Source organism: Niveispirillum sp. GW835-FHT14G11 (assembly GCF_058793615.1).
In genome coordinates, this window is sequence record NZ_JBXAFZ010000005.1 from 378,339 (window position 1) to 396,956 (window position 18,618).

The 18,618-nt window shown below is 66.4% G+C and carries 21 protein-coding genes; 10 read left to right on the top strand and 11 right to left on the bottom strand.

Translation table 11 applies throughout. The annotated features are described in order from the left end of the window. Window positions 1–15: 15 nt before the first annotated feature. Genes AC1Q7F_RS12290 through pseI form a run of 8 tightly spaced genes read right to left on the bottom strand, consistent with a single transcriptional unit; the run spans window position 16 to window position 5,237 of the window. Window positions 16–744: an SDR family NAD(P)-dependent oxidoreductase gene (locus AC1Q7F_RS12290; RefSeq protein WP_492507137.1), complete on the bottom strand. Its 729-nt coding sequence runs from the start codon at window positions 742–744 to the stop codon at window positions 16–18. Beyond that, window positions 741–1,895 carry an AMP-binding protein gene (locus AC1Q7F_RS12295; protein ID WP_492507139.1) on the bottom strand — a complete coding sequence of 385 codons (1,155 nt, stop codon included), beginning with the start codon at window positions 1,893–1,895 and terminating at the stop codon, window positions 741–743. The genes AC1Q7F_RS12290 and AC1Q7F_RS12295 overlap by 4 nt, the downstream gene beginning before the upstream one ends. 41 nt (window positions 1,896–1,936) lie before the next feature. Further along, window positions 1,937–2,116 (bottom strand): hypothetical protein, encoded by a 180-nt coding sequence (locus AC1Q7F_RS12300; RefSeq protein WP_492507141.1) that lies wholly within the window; start codon window positions 2,114–2,116, stop codon window positions 1,937–1,939. 4 nt (window positions 2,117–2,120) lie between these two features. After that, window positions 2,121–2,372 carry an acyl carrier protein gene (locus AC1Q7F_RS12305; protein WP_492507143.1) on the bottom strand — a complete coding sequence of 84 codons (252 nt, stop codon included), beginning with the start codon at window positions 2,370–2,372 and terminating at the stop codon, window positions 2,121–2,123. Continuing rightward, window positions 2,369–3,199, bottom strand: coding sequence for an alpha/beta fold hydrolase (locus tag AC1Q7F_RS12310; protein WP_492507144.1), 831 nt, complete (start codon window positions 3,197–3,199; stop codon window positions 2,369–2,371). Before AC1Q7F_RS12310 ends, AC1Q7F_RS12305 begins: the two co-directional genes overlap by 4 nt. Before the next feature lies 1 nt (window position 3,200). After that, window positions 3,201–3,431 (bottom strand): acyl carrier protein, encoded by a 231-nt coding sequence (locus AC1Q7F_RS12315; RefSeq protein WP_492507146.1) that lies wholly within the window; start codon window positions 3,429–3,431, stop codon window positions 3,201–3,203. Between the two features lie 16 nt (window positions 3,432–3,447). Continuing rightward, a complete protein-coding gene (locus tag AC1Q7F_RS12320; RefSeq protein ID WP_492507148.1) occupies window positions 3,448–4,194 on the bottom strand; it encodes a cytidylyltransferase domain-containing protein in 747 nt (248 codons plus the stop codon). After that, window positions 4,191–5,237, bottom strand: a complete 1,047-nt coding sequence (gene pseI / locus AC1Q7F_RS12325; protein WP_492507150.1) for a pseudaminic acid synthase — start codon at window positions 5,235–5,237, stop codon at window positions 4,191–4,193. The genes AC1Q7F_RS12320 and pseI overlap by 4 nt, the downstream gene beginning before the upstream one ends. A gap of 306 nt (window positions 5,238–5,543) precedes the next feature. Here pseI and AC1Q7F_RS12330 point away from each other — a divergent pair, with 306 nt between their 5' ends. Beyond that, a complete protein-coding gene (locus AC1Q7F_RS12330; protein WP_492507152.1) occupies window positions 5,544–5,951 on the top strand; it encodes a septal ring lytic transglycosylase RlpA family protein in 408 nt (135 codons plus the stop codon). A 68-nt stretch (window positions 5,952–6,019) separates the two neighbouring features. Here the strand turns inward: AC1Q7F_RS12330 and AC1Q7F_RS12335 are convergent, their stop codons facing one another. Continuing rightward, complete coding sequence (locus AC1Q7F_RS12335; RefSeq protein ID WP_492507153.1) at window positions 6,020–7,987, bottom strand: S9 family peptidase; 1,968 nt, start codon at window positions 7,985–7,987, stop codon at window positions 6,020–6,022. Between the two features lie 167 nt (window positions 7,988–8,154). On the opposite strand from AC1Q7F_RS12335, the gene AC1Q7F_RS12340 reads away from it, so the two are divergent. The 4 genes from AC1Q7F_RS12340 (at window position 8,155) to AC1Q7F_RS12355 (ending at window position 11,015) form a co-directional block, all read left to right on the top strand. Continuing rightward, the gene (locus AC1Q7F_RS12340) at window positions 8,155–8,718 is read left to right on the top strand and encodes a cysteine hydrolase family protein (protein ID WP_492507155.1); all 564 of its coding nucleotides are present in this window, start codon (window positions 8,155–8,157) and stop codon (window positions 8,716–8,718) included. Window positions 8,719–8,800: 82 nt separating this feature from the next. Beyond that, entirely contained in the window at window positions 8,801–9,358 is a 558-nt protein-coding gene (locus AC1Q7F_RS12345) for a hypothetical protein (protein ID WP_492507157.1), read from the top strand. A gap of 77 nt (window positions 9,359–9,435) precedes the next feature. Continuing rightward, complete coding sequence (locus tag AC1Q7F_RS12350; RefSeq protein ID WP_492507159.1) at window positions 9,436–10,545, top strand: aromatic ring-hydroxylating oxygenase subunit alpha; 1,110 nt, start codon at window positions 9,436–9,438, stop codon at window positions 10,543–10,545. A gap of 104 nt (window positions 10,546–10,649) precedes the next feature. Then, window positions 10,650–11,015 (top strand): hypothetical protein, encoded by a 366-nt coding sequence (locus AC1Q7F_RS12355; RefSeq protein WP_492507160.1) that lies wholly within the window; start codon window positions 10,650–10,652, stop codon window positions 11,013–11,015. A gap of 39 nt (window positions 11,016–11,054) precedes the next feature. Here the strand turns inward: AC1Q7F_RS12355 and AC1Q7F_RS12360 are convergent, their stop codons facing one another. After that, a complete protein-coding gene (locus AC1Q7F_RS12360; RefSeq protein WP_492507162.1) occupies window positions 11,055–11,684 on the bottom strand; it encodes a TIGR02466 family protein in 630 nt (209 codons plus the stop codon). Between the two features lie 44 nt (window positions 11,685–11,728). Then, window positions 11,729–12,676, bottom strand: a complete 948-nt coding sequence (locus AC1Q7F_RS12365; protein WP_492507164.1) for an alpha/beta fold hydrolase — start codon at window positions 12,674–12,676, stop codon at window positions 11,729–11,731. Between the two features lie 139 nt (window positions 12,677–12,815). Here AC1Q7F_RS12365 and AC1Q7F_RS12370 point away from each other — a divergent pair, with 139 nt between their 5' ends. From AC1Q7F_RS12370 to AC1Q7F_RS12390, 5 genes are all read left to right on the top strand, one after another. Next, the gene (locus AC1Q7F_RS12370; RefSeq protein WP_492507166.1) at window positions 12,816–13,643 is read left to right on the top strand and encodes a helix-turn-helix domain-containing protein; all 828 of its coding nucleotides are present in this window, start codon (window positions 12,816–12,818) and stop codon (window positions 13,641–13,643) included. A gap of 120 nt (window positions 13,644–13,763) precedes the next feature. Further along, window positions 13,764–14,936, top strand: a complete 1,173-nt coding sequence (purT, locus tag AC1Q7F_RS12375) for a formate-dependent phosphoribosylglycinamide formyltransferase (protein WP_492507168.1) — start codon at window positions 13,764–13,766, stop codon at window positions 14,934–14,936. Continuing rightward, window positions 14,933–16,147, top strand: a complete 1,215-nt coding sequence (locus tag AC1Q7F_RS12380) for an MFS transporter (RefSeq protein WP_492507170.1) — start codon at window positions 14,933–14,935, stop codon at window positions 16,145–16,147. The genes purT and AC1Q7F_RS12380 overlap by 4 nt, the downstream gene beginning before the upstream one ends. Window positions 16,148–16,150: 3 nt before the next feature. Then, window positions 16,151–17,089, top strand: a complete 939-nt coding sequence (locus tag AC1Q7F_RS12385) for an AEC family transporter (RefSeq protein ID WP_492507172.1) — start codon at window positions 16,151–16,153, stop codon at window positions 17,087–17,089. A gap of 223 nt (window positions 17,090–17,312) precedes the next feature. Then, the gene (locus tag AC1Q7F_RS12390; RefSeq protein WP_492507174.1) at window positions 17,313–18,596 is read left to right on the top strand and encodes an efflux RND transporter periplasmic adaptor subunit; all 1,284 of its coding nucleotides are present in this window, start codon (window positions 17,313–17,315) and stop codon (window positions 18,594–18,596) included. Window positions 18,597–18,618 lie beyond the last annotated feature (22 nt).

The following is an 18,618-nucleotide window of genomic DNA, read 5'->3' on the forward strand; positions in this document are numbered from 1 at the left end:
CGCGGTGCCTTTCGGTCAGCAGGTGATGCCGCCATCGATGGTCAGGGTCTGTCCGGTGATGTAAGCGCCACCCTCGCCCAGCAGGAACAGGATCGCCGGCACCACGTCAACGGCCGTGCCCAGCCGTCCCAGGGGTGTGCGCCGCACGATCTGGTCGCGCTGCCCGGCCGACAGTGTGCCCGACATTTCCGTGTCCAGATAGCCCGGTGCCACGCTGTTCACCGTGATCTGTCGCCGCCCCACCTCCCGGGCCAGGGCGCGGGTCAGGCCATCCAGCCCGGCCTTGGTGGCGGCATAGGCGGCCAGGCCGGTATAGCCGCGCTGCCCGATGATGGAGGAGATGTTGATGATCCGCCCGCCGCCGGGCCGCGACAACATATGGCGCAGCGCTCCGCGTGCCATCTGGATGGCACCGGTCAGGTTGGTGTGGATCAGGCTGTCCACCTCCACCAATGGCAGCGTGGCCAGGATGCCCTCGCGCGCGATGCCGGCATTATTGACCAGGCCCCAAGGGGCGCCGAAGCGTTGCACCGTGGCGTCGATGAAGGACTGCGTGGAGGCGGCATCGCCGATATCCGTCTGCTGCCAGAACAACCGATCGGAATGGGCCTCCAGCAAGACCGGCAGCGCATCGCCCAGGCTGCGGCTGCAGGTCGACACGCTGTAACCGGCCTCCAGCAGCGCGCGGGCGATGGCAAGGCCCAGGCCACGGCTGCCGCCGGTGACGATGACGAGACGGCTCATGCTTCCTCCGCGATACGACGTTTCTTGCCGGCCGCCGACAAGGGCAGGGCTTCAACCAGCCGCAGCCGCCGCGGCCTGGAGGCGGGCGGCAGGTCTGCCAGGGCGTGGTTCACCTGTGCCCGCCAGCCCCCGTCGCCCTGCCAGTCCGGCGCGACGATATCGGCGGCCAAAAGGGCGCCGGTGATGGGGCTTGGGATGCCGTAGACGACGACGTCGATGATGCCGGGCAGGGACAGCAGCCGGCCTTCGGTCAGGGCCGGGTTCACCTTAGTGCCGCCGACATTGACGACAAAGTCATTCCGGCCACGGAACAGAGTACGATCCCCAACGATCTCCACCAGATCACCAGTATCCTGCCAGTCATCGGTCAACCGAGCCTGAAGCATATCGTTCCATATCCGGAATGAGTACTTGCCAGGAGGCGCTGATAGCCATCCTGCAGGAAAGCCCTCCCGCCCATCCGAAACGGTGAACAGCCTTCCCAACTCCGTGCTGGCATAGATGCAGCGGATGGGCACGCCGGGAAAGCGGGTGGCCAGCGCGTCCAGCAACGCCTGATCCACGGCCTCGCCACCCAGGGTGATGCGGGCCAGGGGCGGGCTGGCCCCGGATAGCAGCAGGAGGCGCCAGAAGCTGGGCGTGGCGCTGATGTGGGTGACGCGGTCCTGCACCGCCAGCCGGACGAGTCCGCCCGCGTCCACCGCCGGATCGGCCAGCAGCGTCCCGCCACCGGCCAGGATCGTCAGCAGCACCTGCAAACCGGCGAATCCGCAGGCATCATAGGTCAGCAGCCAGCGCCCGCCGTTACCGCCGCGTGGCGCCTCGATCCCGGCGAGAACATCCGCGAAAGGTCGGGCGATACGCTTTGGCGTGCCGGTGGTGCCGGAGGTCTCCAGCAGCAGCAGGCGGCCTGTCTCCGCGATATTCTCCGGTGCTGGCAGTCCGCCGCGCAGCAGGGTGACGGGCCTTTGCCGTTCCCATCCGGCCACCAGTGAGGCCACCAGTTTGGGCAGGTCATGGCCGTCGGCAACCAGGGGCCCGTCCGGCAATGCCGCCGCCTTCGCCGCCAATGCCGGCCATGCCCATTCCTGGCCGCCGATGATCAGGCGGAAGGACGGGTTGATCCAGGGCGGGGCGGGGGGGCTGTGCATGGCGCCATCATGCGCCAGCGGGGGGCGGCAATCCAAGGACTTCAGCCACCCTTGAGGGTGATCCAGACCCAGATGACGCCACCGATGAAGCCCAGCAGGCCGGCGACGATGCCCAGACCCCAGAGAAATTGCTTGAACTCCCCCTGCTTCCACGCGCTGCGGGCCAGCAGCAGCAGATAAAGCATGACGAAGCCGCCGATCCATTCCCAGGTGGAGGGCATGAGGTCACGCCGCCGCGTACAGGGCTGCCAGTTCGCCGGCCGTGGTGAACTGGCGGAAGCCCTGGCGGAACGGGTCCTTGCCCGTCGCGCCCTCCAGCGCCACGATCAGGGTGGCCAGATCCAGGCTGTCAAATGGCAGGGGGCCGTCCAGAAAGGCGGTGTCGGCGGTCACGGGGGCGGCGGCCTCCCCCTTCTCGGCCAGAATGCGGGCCGTCTCTGCCGCGATCAGGTCCAGCATGGCGTGCGTGTCGGTCAATGGAAGCTCCCGATCAGGGTGTTGACGCGGCTGGCCGCCTCCACATGCGGCATGTGGCCGGCGCCGGGCAGAAGATGGAAGGGAATGTCGGCGGGGATCAGGTCGGCGGGCGGTGGCGGCACGATCGTGTCACCCTCGCCCCAGATCAGTTGCACCGGTACTGGCGGTACCCAGTCGCGCCTGACCAGCCGTTCCGACAGCTCCGCCCGATTGGCATCCAGCAGGGCCTTGATGGCCGCGCGGTTCTCCGGCACCGACTGGCGCAGCGTCAGGGCGCGGGCCATGGGCTCCACCAGGGGCCCCGGTTCGGCGAACAGTTTGGCAGCGGCCAGCCGGGACTGCGCCAGGTCCGACGCCTCGGCCAGCCGGTCCAGGAAAAGATGATCGAGATCGCTACCCAGTCCGGCGCAGGCGATCAGGGTGGCGCGGCCGACGATGCAAGGCCGCTGATGCGCCAGCGACAGGGCGACGCGGGCCCCCAGCGAATGGCCCACCAGATCGACCTGGGGCAGGCCCCAGGCATCGATCAGGTCACCCACCCACCGGGCCAGATCATCAACATGGCCGGGGCCGACCTCCAGCGTGCTGGACCCGTGGCCGGGCAGGTCCGGTGCCAGCACGGCCCGGTCGGCACCCAGGGCCGTCAGGTTGAACTGCCAGGTCAGGGCGTCGCCGGCCAGGCCATGCAGCAGGACCAGCGGCCGCAATTCCCCCTCGCCGATGCCCAGGCGGCCACCATTGATCCAGGCGGCGGGACGACCGGCAAGCTGGATCACCTGCCGCCTGGTGCGGCCGATGGGGATGGCGGGGCGGGGCAGGGCGGACATGTCAGGCGGGATCGGCGCCCGTCAGGGCCAGCAGGTCGCCGATGCTCTTGGCCTTGGCCAGATCCTCACCGGCCACGACATGGTCGAAATGCTCATCGACCAGGGCGATGAAGCTGATGACGGCCAGGCTGTCCCAGCTGTCCAGGCTGTCCAGCGCGATATCGGGCGACAGGGTGCCAGCGTCCAGCTCCAGCATCTCTTCCAGGGCGGCCAGGAATTCAGCGCGCGTCATGGCAACTCTCCTCATATCAGGTCGGGGGAAGGGGCTTCTGCACCACATCCCGGTTGATCAGCGCCCAGTCGGGATGGGCGCGCATGGCGCCATCCGCGTCCCGCCAGCCGAATGCCGGCATAGCGGGCAAAAGCGTTTCAAGCAAGTGCCGTACCAGGATGAAATCCTGTTGGGTGTCGATGCACCAGCGCCAGGGCGTCTCCAATGTTGCATCGCTCAGGTATCCCAGGCGGAACCGCTCAGGCCGGTGCCAGAGGAAGGGCATGACATGCTCACGCTCGAAATCCGCCCGCGCCTCCTCCCATGCGGTGCGCAAATCCGCCATCCCGACGATTTCCGCGTCCAGCCCGCGTGGATAGCGGGCGACGTCGATGGCGGCGTAGGCGAGCGGCGGGTCGGCGGTTTTGTACATGTCGATCAGGGCATCGACCAGCATCGGGTCGATCAGGGGACAGTCGCCCGTGAAGCGCACGACGATGTCCGCCTGCTGGGCACGTGCTGCCCGGTAGAAACGATCCAGCACATCGGTTTCACTGCCCCGGAAGACGGGCACGCACAGCCCCTCCACATGCGCGGCCAAAACATCATCGCCGGCCTTGTCGCTGGTGGCCACGCACAGGGCCGAGAGGTGGCGGGAGCGGCGCAGGCGGTCGATCTGGTGGGCGATCAGGCTTTTGCCCGCCACCGTCATCATCACCTTGCCGGGCAGGCGGGTGGAACCCATGCGGGCCTGGATGATGCCAACGATGCGTGGTCCCGTCACGGTGCCTTGCCCAGCATGGTCCAATCCACCGGTTCCCCGCGCTTCAGGTCGCGGGCAGCGCTGCGGCCCAGAACCTCAGGCAGGTGCTTGGGCGCCAGGCCCAGGCCGGGGCGGATGGAGCGGACATGCGCGTCGGTCAGGACCGTTCCCGCCGCCACGTCGCGATCGACATAGAGCGAACGACGGAAGGTGCGTCCCCCGGCCTCCGACGGTTTCAGGGCATAGGTGATGTCGCCCAGGGCCGCATGCGCCACACGGCAGGCGTCGGCCATAACCTTGAACTCCGCTGGTTCCAGGGAAAAGGCGGCATCGGGGCCGCCATCGGCACGGGCCAGCGTAAAATGCTTCTCGATGATGATGGCGCCCAGGGCCACGGCGGCCACGGGCACGGCCACGCCCATCGTATGGTCCGACAGTCCGACGGGAAGATTAAACGCCTGCGCCATGTGGGGGATGGTGCGCAGGTCGCAATCCGCCACCGGGGTGGGATAGCCGGAGACACAGTGCAGCAGGGCGATATTGTCGTTCCCCGCCTCGCGTGCCGCGGCCACGGCGTCGGCAATCTCCCCCAGCGACGCCATGCCGGTGGACATGATCAGCGGCTTACCCGTGGCCGCCGCCTTGGCGATCAAAGGCAGGTCGATCAGCTCAAAACTGGCGATCTTGTAGGCGGGTGTGTCCAGGCTTTCCAGCAGGTCGATGGCGGTGGGATCGAACGGGCTGCTGAACAGGGCGATGCCGGCCTGTCTTGCATGAGCGAACAGGGAAGCGTGCCAATCCCAGGGGGTGTGCGCCTCCTGGTACAGCTCATACAGCGTCTTGCCGGCCCACAGCCCGCCCTCCAGCCGGAATTCCGGCCGGTCGACATCCATGGTGATGGTGTCTGCCGTATAGGTCTGGATCTTGACCGCGTCCGCCCCGGCATCGCGGGCGGCATCGATCAGGCGGCGGGCGCGGTCGATGTCGCCATTATGGTTGCCCGACATCTCCGCGATCAGGAAGGGTGGCTGGCCGGTCTGGAAACGGTCTGGAAAGCGGGTCATGCCTGATGCCGTATGGGATGGCGATGGGGTGATGGTAGCATCGCCGATGGCCGGAGCGGAAGCGGCCCCTGCTTCCGGTTGCGTCGTCGCAACACCCGTCAGGCCGGGTGGCATAAGGCCTCCATTTGGAACCGGGCCGGATTGAGTAAAATTCCCTTTATCCGGGCCGGTTTGGTGTGCCCATAAACGGCTTTTTATTTGATGTGCACCCACCGGACCCGCACCTTCTGCCGGCGCAACAGGCTCGATCGTTGAATGGGCATCGCCTCCGCCTGCTGCGCCTGCATGATTGTGGGAGTATTTCACATGCGTTTGCTGGTTTCCGGCATCGTGGGCCTGTGCCTGCTGTCCGCCCTACCGGCCGCAGCCTGCCTGACCGAACAGCCGGTGGAAATGACCGCCTCCTGGTACGGGCCCGGCCATCACGGCCGTTCCACCGCCAATGGTGAGCGGTTCGACCGCAACGGCTTCACCGCGGCCCATCCTTGCCTGCCATTTGGCACCATCCTGGATGTGGTGGAGCCCCGCACGGGGCGCAGCGTCCGGGTGCGCATCAATGACCGCGGCCCGTTCAAGCCGGGTCGCAGCCTTGACCTGTCCGAAGCCGCCGCCGCCCATGTCGGCCTGTCGGTACGGGGCGTGGGGAAAGTGAGAGTGACGCGGATCGCACCACACGGCGTCTGCCCGGCGGAGCGGCCATGCCTGTGCCCATGATCGAACGGGTGGATGTGCCGTCGTTGAACCGAGCAGCGGGAGGGGGATGCCCCCTCCCGCCGTCTTGTTCACTGCTTCTGTCCGAACACCTTCTGGAAGAACTGGGCCTGGGCCATCATCGCCACGAACTGGTTCGACTTCTTCTTAAAGCCATGGCCTTCGTCCATGGCCAGGACATAGCCGACATCGCCGCCATTCTTGCGGATGGCGGTCACCATCTGCTCTGCCTCGCCCACCGGCACGCGCGGATCATTGTAGCCCTGGATCACCAGCATGGGCTTGGTGATCTTCGCCACGTTGGTCAGGGGCGAGATCTTCTGCAGGAAGGTGCGCATCTCCGGATCACGCTCGTCACCATATTCCGGGCGGCGCAGGTCGCGGCGGTACTCGGCCGTCGCCTCCAGGAAGGTGATGAAGTTGGAGATGCCGACCGTGTTGGCCCCGCCCGCCAGCTTGTCATTATAATGCGTCATGGCGGCCAGGGTGACATAGCCACCATAGGACCCGCCGGCGATGACCACCTTGTCCTTGTCCAGGTCGGGTTGAGTCGCGATCCAGTCGATCAGGGCGCCGATATCCTTGATGCTGTCCTCGCGCTTGAAGCCGTTATCCAGGCCCAGATAGGTCTTCCCATAGCCCTCGGAGCCGCGGATGTTGGGCAGCAGCACGGCGGCCCCCAACTCATTGGCCCAGAACTGCACCGTGGCGCTGAAATTCGGGCGGCTCTGTCCCTCCGGCCCGCCATGGGCCAGGATGATGACGGGCAGCTTGCCCGTGGCATTCTTCGGCTTGAACACGAAGCTGGGGATCTGGCGCTGGTCGAAGGTGGGGAACTGGATCAGGCTGGCATCGGCGAACAGGCTGGTGTTCAGACCGCCGACCTCACTCTTGGTCCATTGTTCCACGCTGCCCTTGCCCAGGTCCACGACATGCACGTCGGCGGGGGCTGTGGGGGTGACCAGCGACAGGCCCAGGCGCTTGCCGTCGGGGTTGAAGGTGATGCCACCGATGATGCCCTTGGGCAAGGCCGGCAGCTTGACGGGCTTCAGCGTCTTGGTGTCGATGACACGCAGCGTGGACCAGCCGCCCTCGTTCAGCACATAGGCCAGACGCGTGCCGTCCTGCGACAGTACCGCCTCTTCCACGTCCCAGGGGTCGTCGGCGGTGATCCAGCTGGTCTTGCCCGAGGCAAGGTCATAAAGGCCCAGACGCTTGAACTCCCCTTCCTCGTCCGACGTCAGGAACACGCCCTTGCCGTCCGGGGAGAAGCCGATGCCGGTCAGGGCGATGGTGTCCTTGTCCGGCTTGATGCGGGTCAGTTGGCCAGAGGCGACGTCCACCACCGACAGGTAGGATTTGGTGATAGCGATATACTGGCCGACCAGCAGCTTCCTGTCGTCCTGGGAGAAGGCAACCGCCCCCCAGGAACCGGTCTGCGCCACCAGCGGCGCCACGGTGGCGGCATCCCTCAGCCCGCCGACATAGATATCGGTGTTCTTGCCATCGCGGCGTGTGCTGGAGAAGGCGAAGCGGTCGCCCTTGTGGTTCCAGACCAGACCCTGGTTGCGCGATTTGCCATCGGTGACCAGGGCCGTCTTGCCGGTGGCGATGTCCAGGTGGAAGAACTGGAAATTCTCCGACCCGCCCTTATCCCAGACATAGACCAGATCGGTTGAGCCCTTGGCCGGGCTGAAGGCGGCGGATGTGATGGGCTCCGCCGCGAAGGTCAGCTGCTGGCGATCCATCATCGGGCCGGCGACGAGATGCAGCTGGGAGGTCTCCCCGAAGCGGGTGGTGATCAGGATGCCCTTGCCGTCGGGCGTCCAATCCAGCATCGCGGCGGAACGGGCCGACAGATAGGCCGACAGCTTCTCGCCCAGCGCCGCATTGACGGAAGGGATGTTCTCCGTAGCGATATTGCCGTTCTGGATCCGCTCCACCTTGGTGGGTGCCGTCTGCGCCTGGGTGGTGACGGCCGCCAGGGCCAGAACCAGGGCCAGCGCGCTGCCGCGGGCGATATGTCCGATGATCCGCACCTTGTCCGCTCCTTGTTTCTTGTGCCCGTCAAGGGCCTTTGGATTGCGCGGCCAGCGTAGCGCATCCCCCGCCCGCCGCAAGGGTCGCACCACCTGCTGAAATGATTCAGATACAAATCTCGGTTAGAGGTTTCCAGATTCCGACGCCAAAGCAGGGAGTGAGAACAATGCCCGCCGCCAAAGAAACCGCCATCATCGTCATCGATGTGCAGGAAGGCATCCTGCCGGAAGGCGAAGGCCCCCGCTTCGATGCCGCCGCCCAGGCCCTGGACGGGGTGGTTTCCCGCCTGGCCGATCTGCAGGCCCGCGCGCGCGCCGCCGGGGCCACCCTGATCCATGTGCAGCATGATGCGCAGGACGATCACCGCCTGGCCAAGGGCACGCCCGGCTGGCAAATCCGCCGCGAGCTGACCCCGGCGCCGGGCGAGCTGGTGGTGCACAAGACCACCTGCGACAGTTTCCTGGATACCGGCCTGAAACAGGCATTGCTGGAGGGCGGGATCAAGCATCTGGTTGTCGGCGGCTGCATGACGCCGTTCTGCATCGATACCAGCGTGCGTAGCGCCATCGCCCATGGCTTCGACGTGACCCTGGTGTCGGACGGGCACACCACCTGCGACATGGGCGGCCTGACCTTCGAACAGATCATCGCCCATCACAACACGGTGCTGGGCTGGTTTGGCACCGCCACGCACAAGGTCACGCTGAAGCCGGCCGCCGAAGCCCTGTGACGTTTCCACCCTGTCGCCAGCATAGAAAGCCATCAAGTGATGGTTTAATGTCTCAGGTATCAAGGCAACCCTGAGGGGCGCCATGCTGGCGGCAGAGCATTTCGACCGGATCGTGGAATTCCTGCGCGGCATCGGTCTGCCGGTGGAGGTCGGGCCTTTTGGTCCGGACGGGTTCCTGCCTGGTGTGACGATTGCCAATGGCGGCCTGCGGGTGGACCCGGAACATCTCTACGTCTCCGGCGACCTGCTGCACGAAGCCGGGCACATGGCCACGGTGCCGGCCCGGTTGCGGGCCCGCCTGGGCAATAATCTGGAGACCAGCCTGCGGGAGCTGGTCGGCGACGACCCCGATCCCTTGCTGCGCACGGCCAGGGATCAGACGGAGGTGATGGCGCTGGCCTGGTCCTACGCAGCACTGCGCGCGCTGGACCTGCCGCCCGATACGATATTTTTCGCTGGCGGCTATCACATGGATGCCGAACAGCAGGTACGGTTTATGTCCCTGCTGGAAAGCGGCAATAATTTCGGCATCGCCCATCTGGCCATGTTGGGCATGACCGGCCCGTGTGGCGTCATGGCGATGTTGCAATCCAACGGTCTGCCGCCCTTTCCCCAGATGACACGCTGGCTGGCGGCCTGATCGGCTGCAATGCCGCCTTGCCGCGAGGGTGCTGGCCGGTGCAGGCTGTCATGGCACCGTCGTTTCGGAACCCCCGCATGCTGGCCCGTCCTGCCACCTTGACCGCCGCCGACTACCGCGATCCCGCCCGTTTCGAGGCGGAGCGGCGGCTGTTTGCCCGCCACTGGCAGTTCGTGGGCTTCACCGACGAAGTGGCCAGCCCTGGCGCCTGGCTGGTGCGGGAGATTGCGGGAGAACCGGTGCTTATCCAGGATTTCGACGGGGAGTTGCGGGCCCTGCGCAATGTCTGCTCCCACCGCTTCGCCCGGCTGCGGGCGGGGGAGGCGGGTGTGGAAGCTGGTCCCCTGCGCTGCCCCTATCATGGCTGGACCTATGACCGTGATGGCGTGCCCGTGGGCATTCCCGGCAACAAGGAATGTTTCGGCCTGGACCGGGAGGGCAAGCGGGCACTGGCCTTGAAGCGCTATGAGCTGGACCGGGTGGGCCGGTTCCTGTTTGTGCGGGTTGAAGCCGGCGGCCTATCGCTGGCCGACTGGCTGGGCCCGCATGCCGGCCTGCTGGCGGCCCTGTCAGCCGGCATGTCCGCCCCCTTCGCCCAAGAGGCCCAGCCGTGGCAAGCCAACTGGAAGGTCGGGGTGGAGAATGTGCTGGAGGTCTATCACGTTGATGCCGTGCATCCCGAGAGTTTCCGCACCGTGGTGGACGGCACCTGGCGCGTCGTGCCGTCCGGTCCGCATTCCATCGGGTATGCCGGGATAAGGCCGGAGGCGCAGCGCTGGTGGGAAGGGGCGGGCAAGCGCCTGGGCCTGATACCGGTTGAGGCGGTGGCGGATGTGGAGGGCTATGTCCACCTGCTGATCTTCCCCAACCTGGCCATCGGCGTCACGGCCGGCCGGATGATGAGCGTGCAGACGCTGGAACCGATGGGACCGGACAGCTTCACCCTGCGCTACCGTCTGTGTCTGGCCAACGCACGCGATGGCGCCAGCAAGGCGGCGTTGGCCGCCGTCACCACCCATCTGGCGGCGCTGAACAGCCAGCTTCTGGCGGAGGACAGGGCCGTCTGCGCCGCTGTCGGGGCGGGCCTGACCCATGCCCACGGGGCGGCGCTGCTGGGGGTGAACGAGGATCGCATCCGCCATTTCCATGACATCATCCAGGAGCGGATGGTGGGCGCCATTCCCTGATTTGGCACCCCTATCCCCCTGGAGACATTCGCCGGGTTGACCTGGGGGTTGCGTTTCAGCGTAATGTTGCGCCAAGGATCGTCGCGACATGGAAGGGCTTCCCTTTGAAGGAGATGCGTACCCTGGGCTTCACGGAACGTGAGGCCGTTCAGGCCATCGTCGACCTGATGCGCAAGCAGCGCCTGGAACTGCCGGTGGGGCAGATCATGGGCCTGGACCTGTGCGAGGACCCGGTCAGCGCCCAGCTGATCATCGAAGACATGGACGGCAAGCGCACCAGCATCCCCCGCTCGGCGGCGGAACTGGCGGCATCGCTGGTCAATTATTGCATCGACCGCAAGATCCGTCTGCCCTCGATGTCCAACAAGTTCGTGGAGGTCATCGGCGGTGCGCTGAACCTCATCGTCTATCTGGACGATGTCGAGAATGCGACCACTTCATCCAAAAAGAAGATGATTCGGCGGGGTTGATGCCGCGTTTTCGCAATCGCCGGGCGCGGATATCCGGGTCTATCGCCAGGCGTAGTTGAAACTGATGGAGATGCGCTCGCTCTCCGCTTGGTTCAGCACCACCTCGTGCCGCAGCCAGCTTTCCCACATCATCAAGGTTCCGGCCTTGGGCGCCACGGGGATGCTGGATTGCAGCTCGCGCGCCGCCTTGGGCTTGCGCGGCGGGGCGGCCATCATCAGGGCCAGGCGCGGATCCTCGAATCGGATGGAGGATGCACCGTCCGGAATCTCCACATAATAGGTGCCGCTGATCACGCTGTTGGGATGGATGTGCGAACCGTGGAAGCCGCCCGGGTCCAGAACATTGATCCACAGGCTGTCCAGTTCCAGCTTCTTGTCACCCAGGTTCCATTCCTGGACCTTGGCGAAGGCCTTGGCATGGCGGTCCAGATGCGCCTTCAGCGTCTTCACGGCTGGAAAGCGCCAGGGCAGGTCATCCAGCGACGAATAGGATGTGTAGCCCGTATAGAGGTTCTTGGCCGACCATTTCTGGCCGGCCACGTCGTCCTCCGCCGCCGATCGGCAGCAGGCGGCCAACTCATCGTTCAATGCCTCCACCCCGTCCAGGTCGGCACGGTAGAGGCGGGTTGCGAACAGGGTTTCGATCTGGGGGGCGCTGGGCTCGGTCATGATGGCCCAGGCTTTACGGTGGGAGGGCGGGGGCCGTCAATGGCTCAGCCCACACCCCAGAGCTTCTTCGCCTCCTCCGCGATCAGGTCGGGGAATTCTTCCGGGAAGAACAACATGCCATCCGGCACCTCCCGTACGCCGCCGGAATTGGGGAACAGGGCGTCGAGATAGCCGGGCCCCTGGGCGGAGAAGGTGGGGTCGGCCAAGCCCCAGACGATGCGCACGGGCTGGCCCTTCTCCCGCAGCGCCGCGGCTGTGCCGGCCAGGGCATTGGCCTCCAGCGCTACAGCATAGCCATTGGTCAGGGCCTGGTTGGCGACCAGCGGGGCCAGGTACATGTCGATGGCTTCATCCGACAGCCTGTCGGGATGGGTGAAGGTGAGGCCGCCCAGCCCTTCCTTCGACCGGGCCAGGTCGGGATCGGCCAGCCAGGGGGCCAGCCATTCCCGCGCGAAGGCGCCCTTCTTGCCCAGCGCGATCACCGGCAGCAGGGCCGGCGGCGGGCAGTCGATCTCCGTATCGCCATTGGTCAGCAGCAGGCTGCGTACCCGGTCGGGATATTTCAGCAGGAACAGCTGGGCCACGGCCGTGCCGCTATCGTTGGCGACCAGGTCGACATAGCGCTCTCCCAGCCTGTCCAGGAAGGCAGCCAGCATGTCGGCCTGCACGGCCGGCGCCAGATCCTGGCCGGCCCGCGGCCTTGTATAGCCCAGGCCCATGAAGTCGGGTGCCAGACAGCGGCGCCAGGGCGACAGCCGCTCCAGCTGTCCGCGCCACTGGAACCCGTTCAGGGGGAAGCCATGCAGGAACAGGGCGGCCGGGCCCTCGCCCCGCTCCACATAGGCGATGTCGCCGAAGGATGTGGACAGGAAGCGACGGGCGGCGTGGAACGCCTTTGCATTCAGTATCCCACCGTTTACCCCGGCACGGACGGGCAGGGTGGTAGCGGCCAGAAGGCCGAGGCCGGAAAGGGCAAAAATGCGCCGGTTCATGGGGGCGGCTCCGGTTGAGGGTGGGATTGGCTGGAGGGTGCCGCCACCCGGTCATCGCCTCAATGACGCGCCCGGTCATGGCGATATGACCTGGGAGGTTATTGTCTTGGGTACCCGTGGCCGCTTACGCTTGGTTCCCATGAGCAAGCCGCAGCCCCTGTCCGCACTCTCTCTCTCCGGCGCCAGCCTGGGCGTCATGCTGCGCGAATGGCGGGCGGCAAGGCGGCTCAGCCAGCTGGATCTGGCCCTGGATGCGGAGATATCGGCCCGTCACCTCTCCTATATCGAGACTGGCAAGGCCCAGCCCTCGCGCGAGGTGCTGATGCGGCTGGCCGATGCGCTGGAAATGCCGCTGCGGGAGCGCAACGCCTTGCTGGTGGCCGGCGGATTCGCCCCTATCTTCCGGGAAACGGGTTTGGGCACGCCCAAGCTGGTGGGCATGAAACAGGCGATCGAGGCCATCCTGGCCCAGCAGGAACCCTATCCGGCCTTCGTGCTGGACCGGCGCTGGAACATCGTGCAGGCCAATGCGGCGGCGGCACGGGTCAACCAATGCGTGATGCGCGGCGTCTTGCCGGAACATGACAACATGATCCGCCTGCTGTTCGCGCCCGGCCCGTTCCGGGATGCGGTGGAGAACTGGCACGAGATCGCCGGCGACCTGCTGCGCCATCTCTACCAAGAAGTGGCGATGAACCCGGCCGATCGGGCGGCCAAGGCGCTGCTGGATGAATGCCTGCGCTTCCCCGACGTGCCGGCCAGCTGGCGCTTCCGCGACCTGTCGGCCGGACCGTCGCCGATGATCACGACAATGTTGCGTCATCCCGATGGCGGGCATTTCCGCTTCTTCTCCACCATCACCAGCTTCGCCACACCTTATGACGTGACGCTGGACGAGCTGCGGATCGAGTGCTGCTTTCCGTTGGATGAGGGCACGGCGGCATTGTGCCGGTCGCTGCGGGACTGATCCCTGCGGCATGCCACCCGCGCGCCCGGCGCCCGTTGCGCGTCATGCCCCTTCGCCATAGGGTCAGGACCCAAGGGGGCGCCTTTGGACGGGCCGCCCGGAAGACATGGGGTGGGCCATATGCCTTTCACGGCGAAGATCCTTTTGCTCGGCTCCGGTGAGCTGGGCCGCGAGTTCGTCATTTCCGCCAAGCGCCTGGGCGCGCAGGTCATCGCCTGCGATGCCTATGACAATGCGCCGGCCATGCAGGTGGCCGACGGGCGGGAAGTGTTTCCCATGCTGGATGGCGACAGGCTGCGCGCCGCCGTGGAGAAGCACCGGCCCGACTTCATCGTGCCGGAGGTGGAGGCCATCCGCACCGAGATGCTGGCCGAGCTGGAAGGCGAAGGCTTCACGGTGGTGCCGTCGGCCCGCGCCACGCAGATGACCATGAACCGCGACCGCATCCGTGAGCTGGCGGCCGTCGATCTGGGCCTGCGCACCAGCAAATACCGCTATGCCGAAAGCTTCGAGGAGGTGAAGGCGGCGGTTTCCCATACCGGCCTGCCCTGCGTCATCAAGCCGGTCATGTCCTCGTCCGGCAAGGGTCAGAGCACGGTGAAGGAAAAGGCGGCACTTGAGACCGCCTGGAACTATGCCGTCGCCAACATGCGCGGCGACCGGGCCAAGGTGATCGTCGAGGAATTCATCCCCTTCGAGTATGAGATCACTTTGCTGACCGTGCGCACCAAGGAGGGCATCGTCTTCTGCCCGCCCATCGGCCATCGCCAGGAACGCGGCGATTACCAGGAAAGCTGGCAGCCGATGTATATGCGCCCCGATCTGCTGGCGGCCGCGCAGGACATGGCGGCCAAGGTGGTCAACGATCTGGGCGGCCATGGCATTTTCGGGGTGGAGTTCTTCGTGACGAAGGACGAGGTCGTCTTTTCCGAACTGTCGCCCCGCCCGCATGATACGGGCATGGTGACCCTTACGTCGCAGAACCTGTCGGAATTCGACCTGCATGCCCGTGCCATCCTGGGCCTGCCGATCCCGGCAGTGGAACTGTACGGCCCGTCGGCCAGTGCGGTGATCCTGGCCGACCGGGATGCCAGTGCATTCGCCTTCTCCGGCCTGGCCAATGCCCTGTTCACGGGTCGGCCTGACCAGGCGGTGGATGTGCGCCTGTTCGGCAAGCCGACCACCCGCCCCTATCGTCGCATGGGGGTGGCGCTGGCGCGCGGCACGGACACGGATGAGGCGCGGGCCACCGCGCATGAAGCGGCGTCACGCATCCGCATCGATTATCAATGATGCCGGAAGGCCCGCCGCCCTACAGTGCCATGTCCGGCATCCGCACGGGCACGCCGGAGGCCCGCCGGGTTTCCCTGGCGCTGTTCGCGGCGGGCTTTTCCACCTTCGCCCTGCTTTATTACGTGCAGCCCTTGCTGCCGCTGCTGGCCGACGCCTTCCATGTGGCGCCGGCGGAGGCGGCATTGGCGCTGTCGCTTGCCACCGGTTTCCTATCGGTGTCCTTGCTGCTGTCGGGTGCCCTGGCCGACATATTCGGGCGCAAGCCGGTGATGGTGGCCTCACTGGCCATCTCCGCCTTGCTGACCCTGGTCACGGCCATCATTCCCTCCTGGCACGGGCTGCTGCTGGCCCGCGCCCTGTTCGGGGTGACGCTGGCGGGATTGCCGGCCGTGGCCATGGCCTATCTGGGGGAGGAGATGCATCCCGCCGCCCTCGACCGCGCCATGGGCCTTTATGTCGCCGGGGCGGCCATGGGCGGCATGGCGGGGCGGCTGGTCACCGGGGTCGCCGTGGATTTCCTGCCCTGGCAGGCGGCGACGGTGGGGGCTGGCCTGCTGGGTCTGGCCGCTTCCGTCGCGGTGTGGCGGTCGCTGCCCGCGTCGGCTGGATTTGTGCGACGGTCGGCGCGACCGGGCATGATGCTGCGCGCATTGGCGGCACCGCTGGCCGATGGACGCCTGCGCCTGCTGTTCATCCAGGGTTTCCTGCTGATGGGCGCCTTCATCACCATCTTCAATTACATGGGTTTCCGCCTGCTGTTGCCACCGTTCGATCTGCCGCAGTCGGTGGTGGCCCTGATCTTCAGCGCCTATCTGCTGGGCATGGGGTCGTCATCCAGTATCGGGCGGCTGACGGCCCTGTGGGGACGGCCGCGCACCATGGCGGCGGCCGTGCTGGTTATGGGGCTGGGCATTGCGCTGACCCTGTCGAACAGCCTTTACGCCGTCGTGCCGGGCATCGGGCTGATGACCTTCGGCTTTTTCGGGGCGCATTCGGTGGCTAGCGGCTGGGTCAGCACCCTGGCGCCGACCGGTGGCAAGGCCCAATCCTCCTCCCTCTATCTGTTCGGCTATTACATGGGGTCCAGTCTGGTGGGCGCTGCGGGCGGCGTCGTGTGGGCGGCCCTGGGCTGGGGCGGGCTGGTGGCGGTGGTGGGCGCCATGCTGGTCCTGTCGCTGGCCGCCATCGGCCTGCTGGCGCGTAAAGGGTAGGGCATGGATACGATCCTCAACATTATCCTGCCCGTCTTCGGCCTGGTGGCCATCGGCTTCTTCGTGGGGCGGCCGCCCCTGTTCCCCGCCGATTTCGCCAAGTCGCTGTCGAACTTCATCTTCTACCTGGCGCTGCCCTGCCTGCTGTTCCGGTCGATGGCGTCCAGAGGCCTGCCGCACGGGGATGAGATGAACCTGGTGGCCTCCTACTATCTGGCGCTGACCCTGATCATGATCGCCAGCTTTCTTTATGCAAGCTGGGTCTATAAGGAGACGCTGGGCGGGGCAGCGACGCTGATGCTGGGGTCGTGCTTTTCCAACACCGTGCTGGTCGGTGTACCGCTGATGCTGGCCGCCTTCGGCCAGCCGGGGCTGCAGCAGATGCTGCTGCTGGTCACCGGCCATGCCGCCTGGCTGATCGGCATCGCCACCATCCTGGCCGAAGCCTCCAGGGCCGGCCAGGGCGGGGGCGTCCTGCGCATCCTGGGCCAGACGCTGGTGGCGCTGGTGAAGAATCCGGTCATCGTCGCCATCCTGGCCGGTCTGGCCTTCGGTGCCGCCGGCCTGTCCATGCCCGGCCCCATCGACGCGGCCATGCGCATGCTGGGCGACGCGGCGGTGCCCTGTTCGCTGTTCGCACTGGGGGCCAGCCTGGTGGGGCTGACCGTCACCGACCTGGTGGGACGCACCCTGTTCATGACCCTGGTGAAGCTGTTCGTGCTGCCGGCGGCGGTGTTTGTTTCGGGCCGTTATCTGTTCGACCTGCCGCCACTGACCCTGGCCGTGGCGGTCACCACGGCCAGCATGCCCAGCGGCATGAACGCCTTCCTTTTTGCCCAGCGCTATGAGACCCATGTGGCGCGGACGGCCAGTTCGACTATGCTGACGACACTGTTCTCCGCGCTGACCACCGGCTTCATCATTGATGTCTTGCGTCCGTGAAATGGCTGCCTTTGTAACTAAAACCAGCGCATGTGCTGGATGTGGTTCGAAATGATTCGTTACATCCGTGAAACCATGTGTGACTTTCCGCCATAAATTTCCGCATGTAATGTCCGCAAACAGGACGGGGGGAACGTGGGTCACCGCAGGGGGCGGTATCCGCGAGTGATTGCCCTCGCCCGGAAGCCGCGCCCGTTGTCGCGGCCCGACGATGGTGAACGACATGACGGTGCAGCCTCTCCATTCCCGCCCTGGCCATGATGGCAATGACGCCCGGCCCAACCTTACGGGTGGCCAGCGCTGGACCCCGCCGGGTGGCCGCCGCTCCTCCAAGCTGAAATGGATCCTGCTGGGCACGGTAATCGTGGCCGTGGCCGGCGCCGGCCTCTATGTGGCGTTGAAGCCCAAGCCTGCGGCCGACGGCAAGCCCGCCGCCGCCGCTGCCGCCGATGGCGACAAGGACAGCTCCAGCATCCTGTCCGTGACCACGGTGACCGCCGTTGCCGGCGACGTGCCGCGCCAGCTGCTGGTCACCGGTTCGCTCGCCGCCTGGGACGAGCTGCCCATCGGCACCCAGACCTCCGGCCTGGCCATCACCGAGGTGCTGGTGGATGAGGGTGACAAGGTCAAGGCCGGCCAGCTGCTGGCCCGGTTCGATGACAAGGTGCTGCGCGCCGACCTGCTGTCGAAGGAGGCTTCGCTGCGCGAGGCCCAAGCCCTGGCCAACGAAGCCGATGCCAATATCCGCCGTGCGGAGGAACTGGCCCGTACCGGTGCCATCTCCACCCGCGACCTGGATGCCCGCCGCTCCACCGCGCTGACCACCAAGGCCCGCGTCGGCGTGGCCGAGGCTGCCAAGGTGCAGGCCGCCGCGCGTCTGGCCCAGACGGAGGTGCGCAGCCCCACCGACGGTACGGTCGCCCGGCGCAATGCCCGCCTGGGCGCCGTGATGTCGGCCGGTGGCACGGAACTGTTCCGCATCATCCGCGACGACCGCGTCGAACTGCTGGCCGAGGTGCCGGAGATCGATCTGGGTCAGCTGGCCGTCGGCCAGATGGCGGAATTGTCGGCAGTCGATATCAATGGCAAACCCTTCGTCGGCGCCGTCCGTATCATTTCCCCTGTCGTGGACGTCAAGACCCGCATCGGCACGGTGAAGATCGAGGTGCCGCACGATCCCGGCCTGCGCCCCGGCATGTTCCTGACGGCCAAGGTGCGCACGGGCACGCAGAGCGCACCCATCCTGCCGGAGGAGGCCGTGGTCTATCGCGATGCCAGGAGTTGGGCTGTGGTGGTGAACGCCGCCAAGGATGACAAGGGCAATCACACCGTCACGGCGCGCGAGGTGCAGACCGGGCCGCGCGACGGCCACCGTCTGTCCATCCTGTCCGGCGTGAAGCCGGGTGAGCAGGTGGTGCTGACCGGTGCCGGCTATCTGAAGACGGGTGACAAGGTGATCATCACCGAGACGCCCAAGGACAAAGTCAACCCGCTTCCCGCCAACTGACGACCGCTCAAGAAAGGGCAAC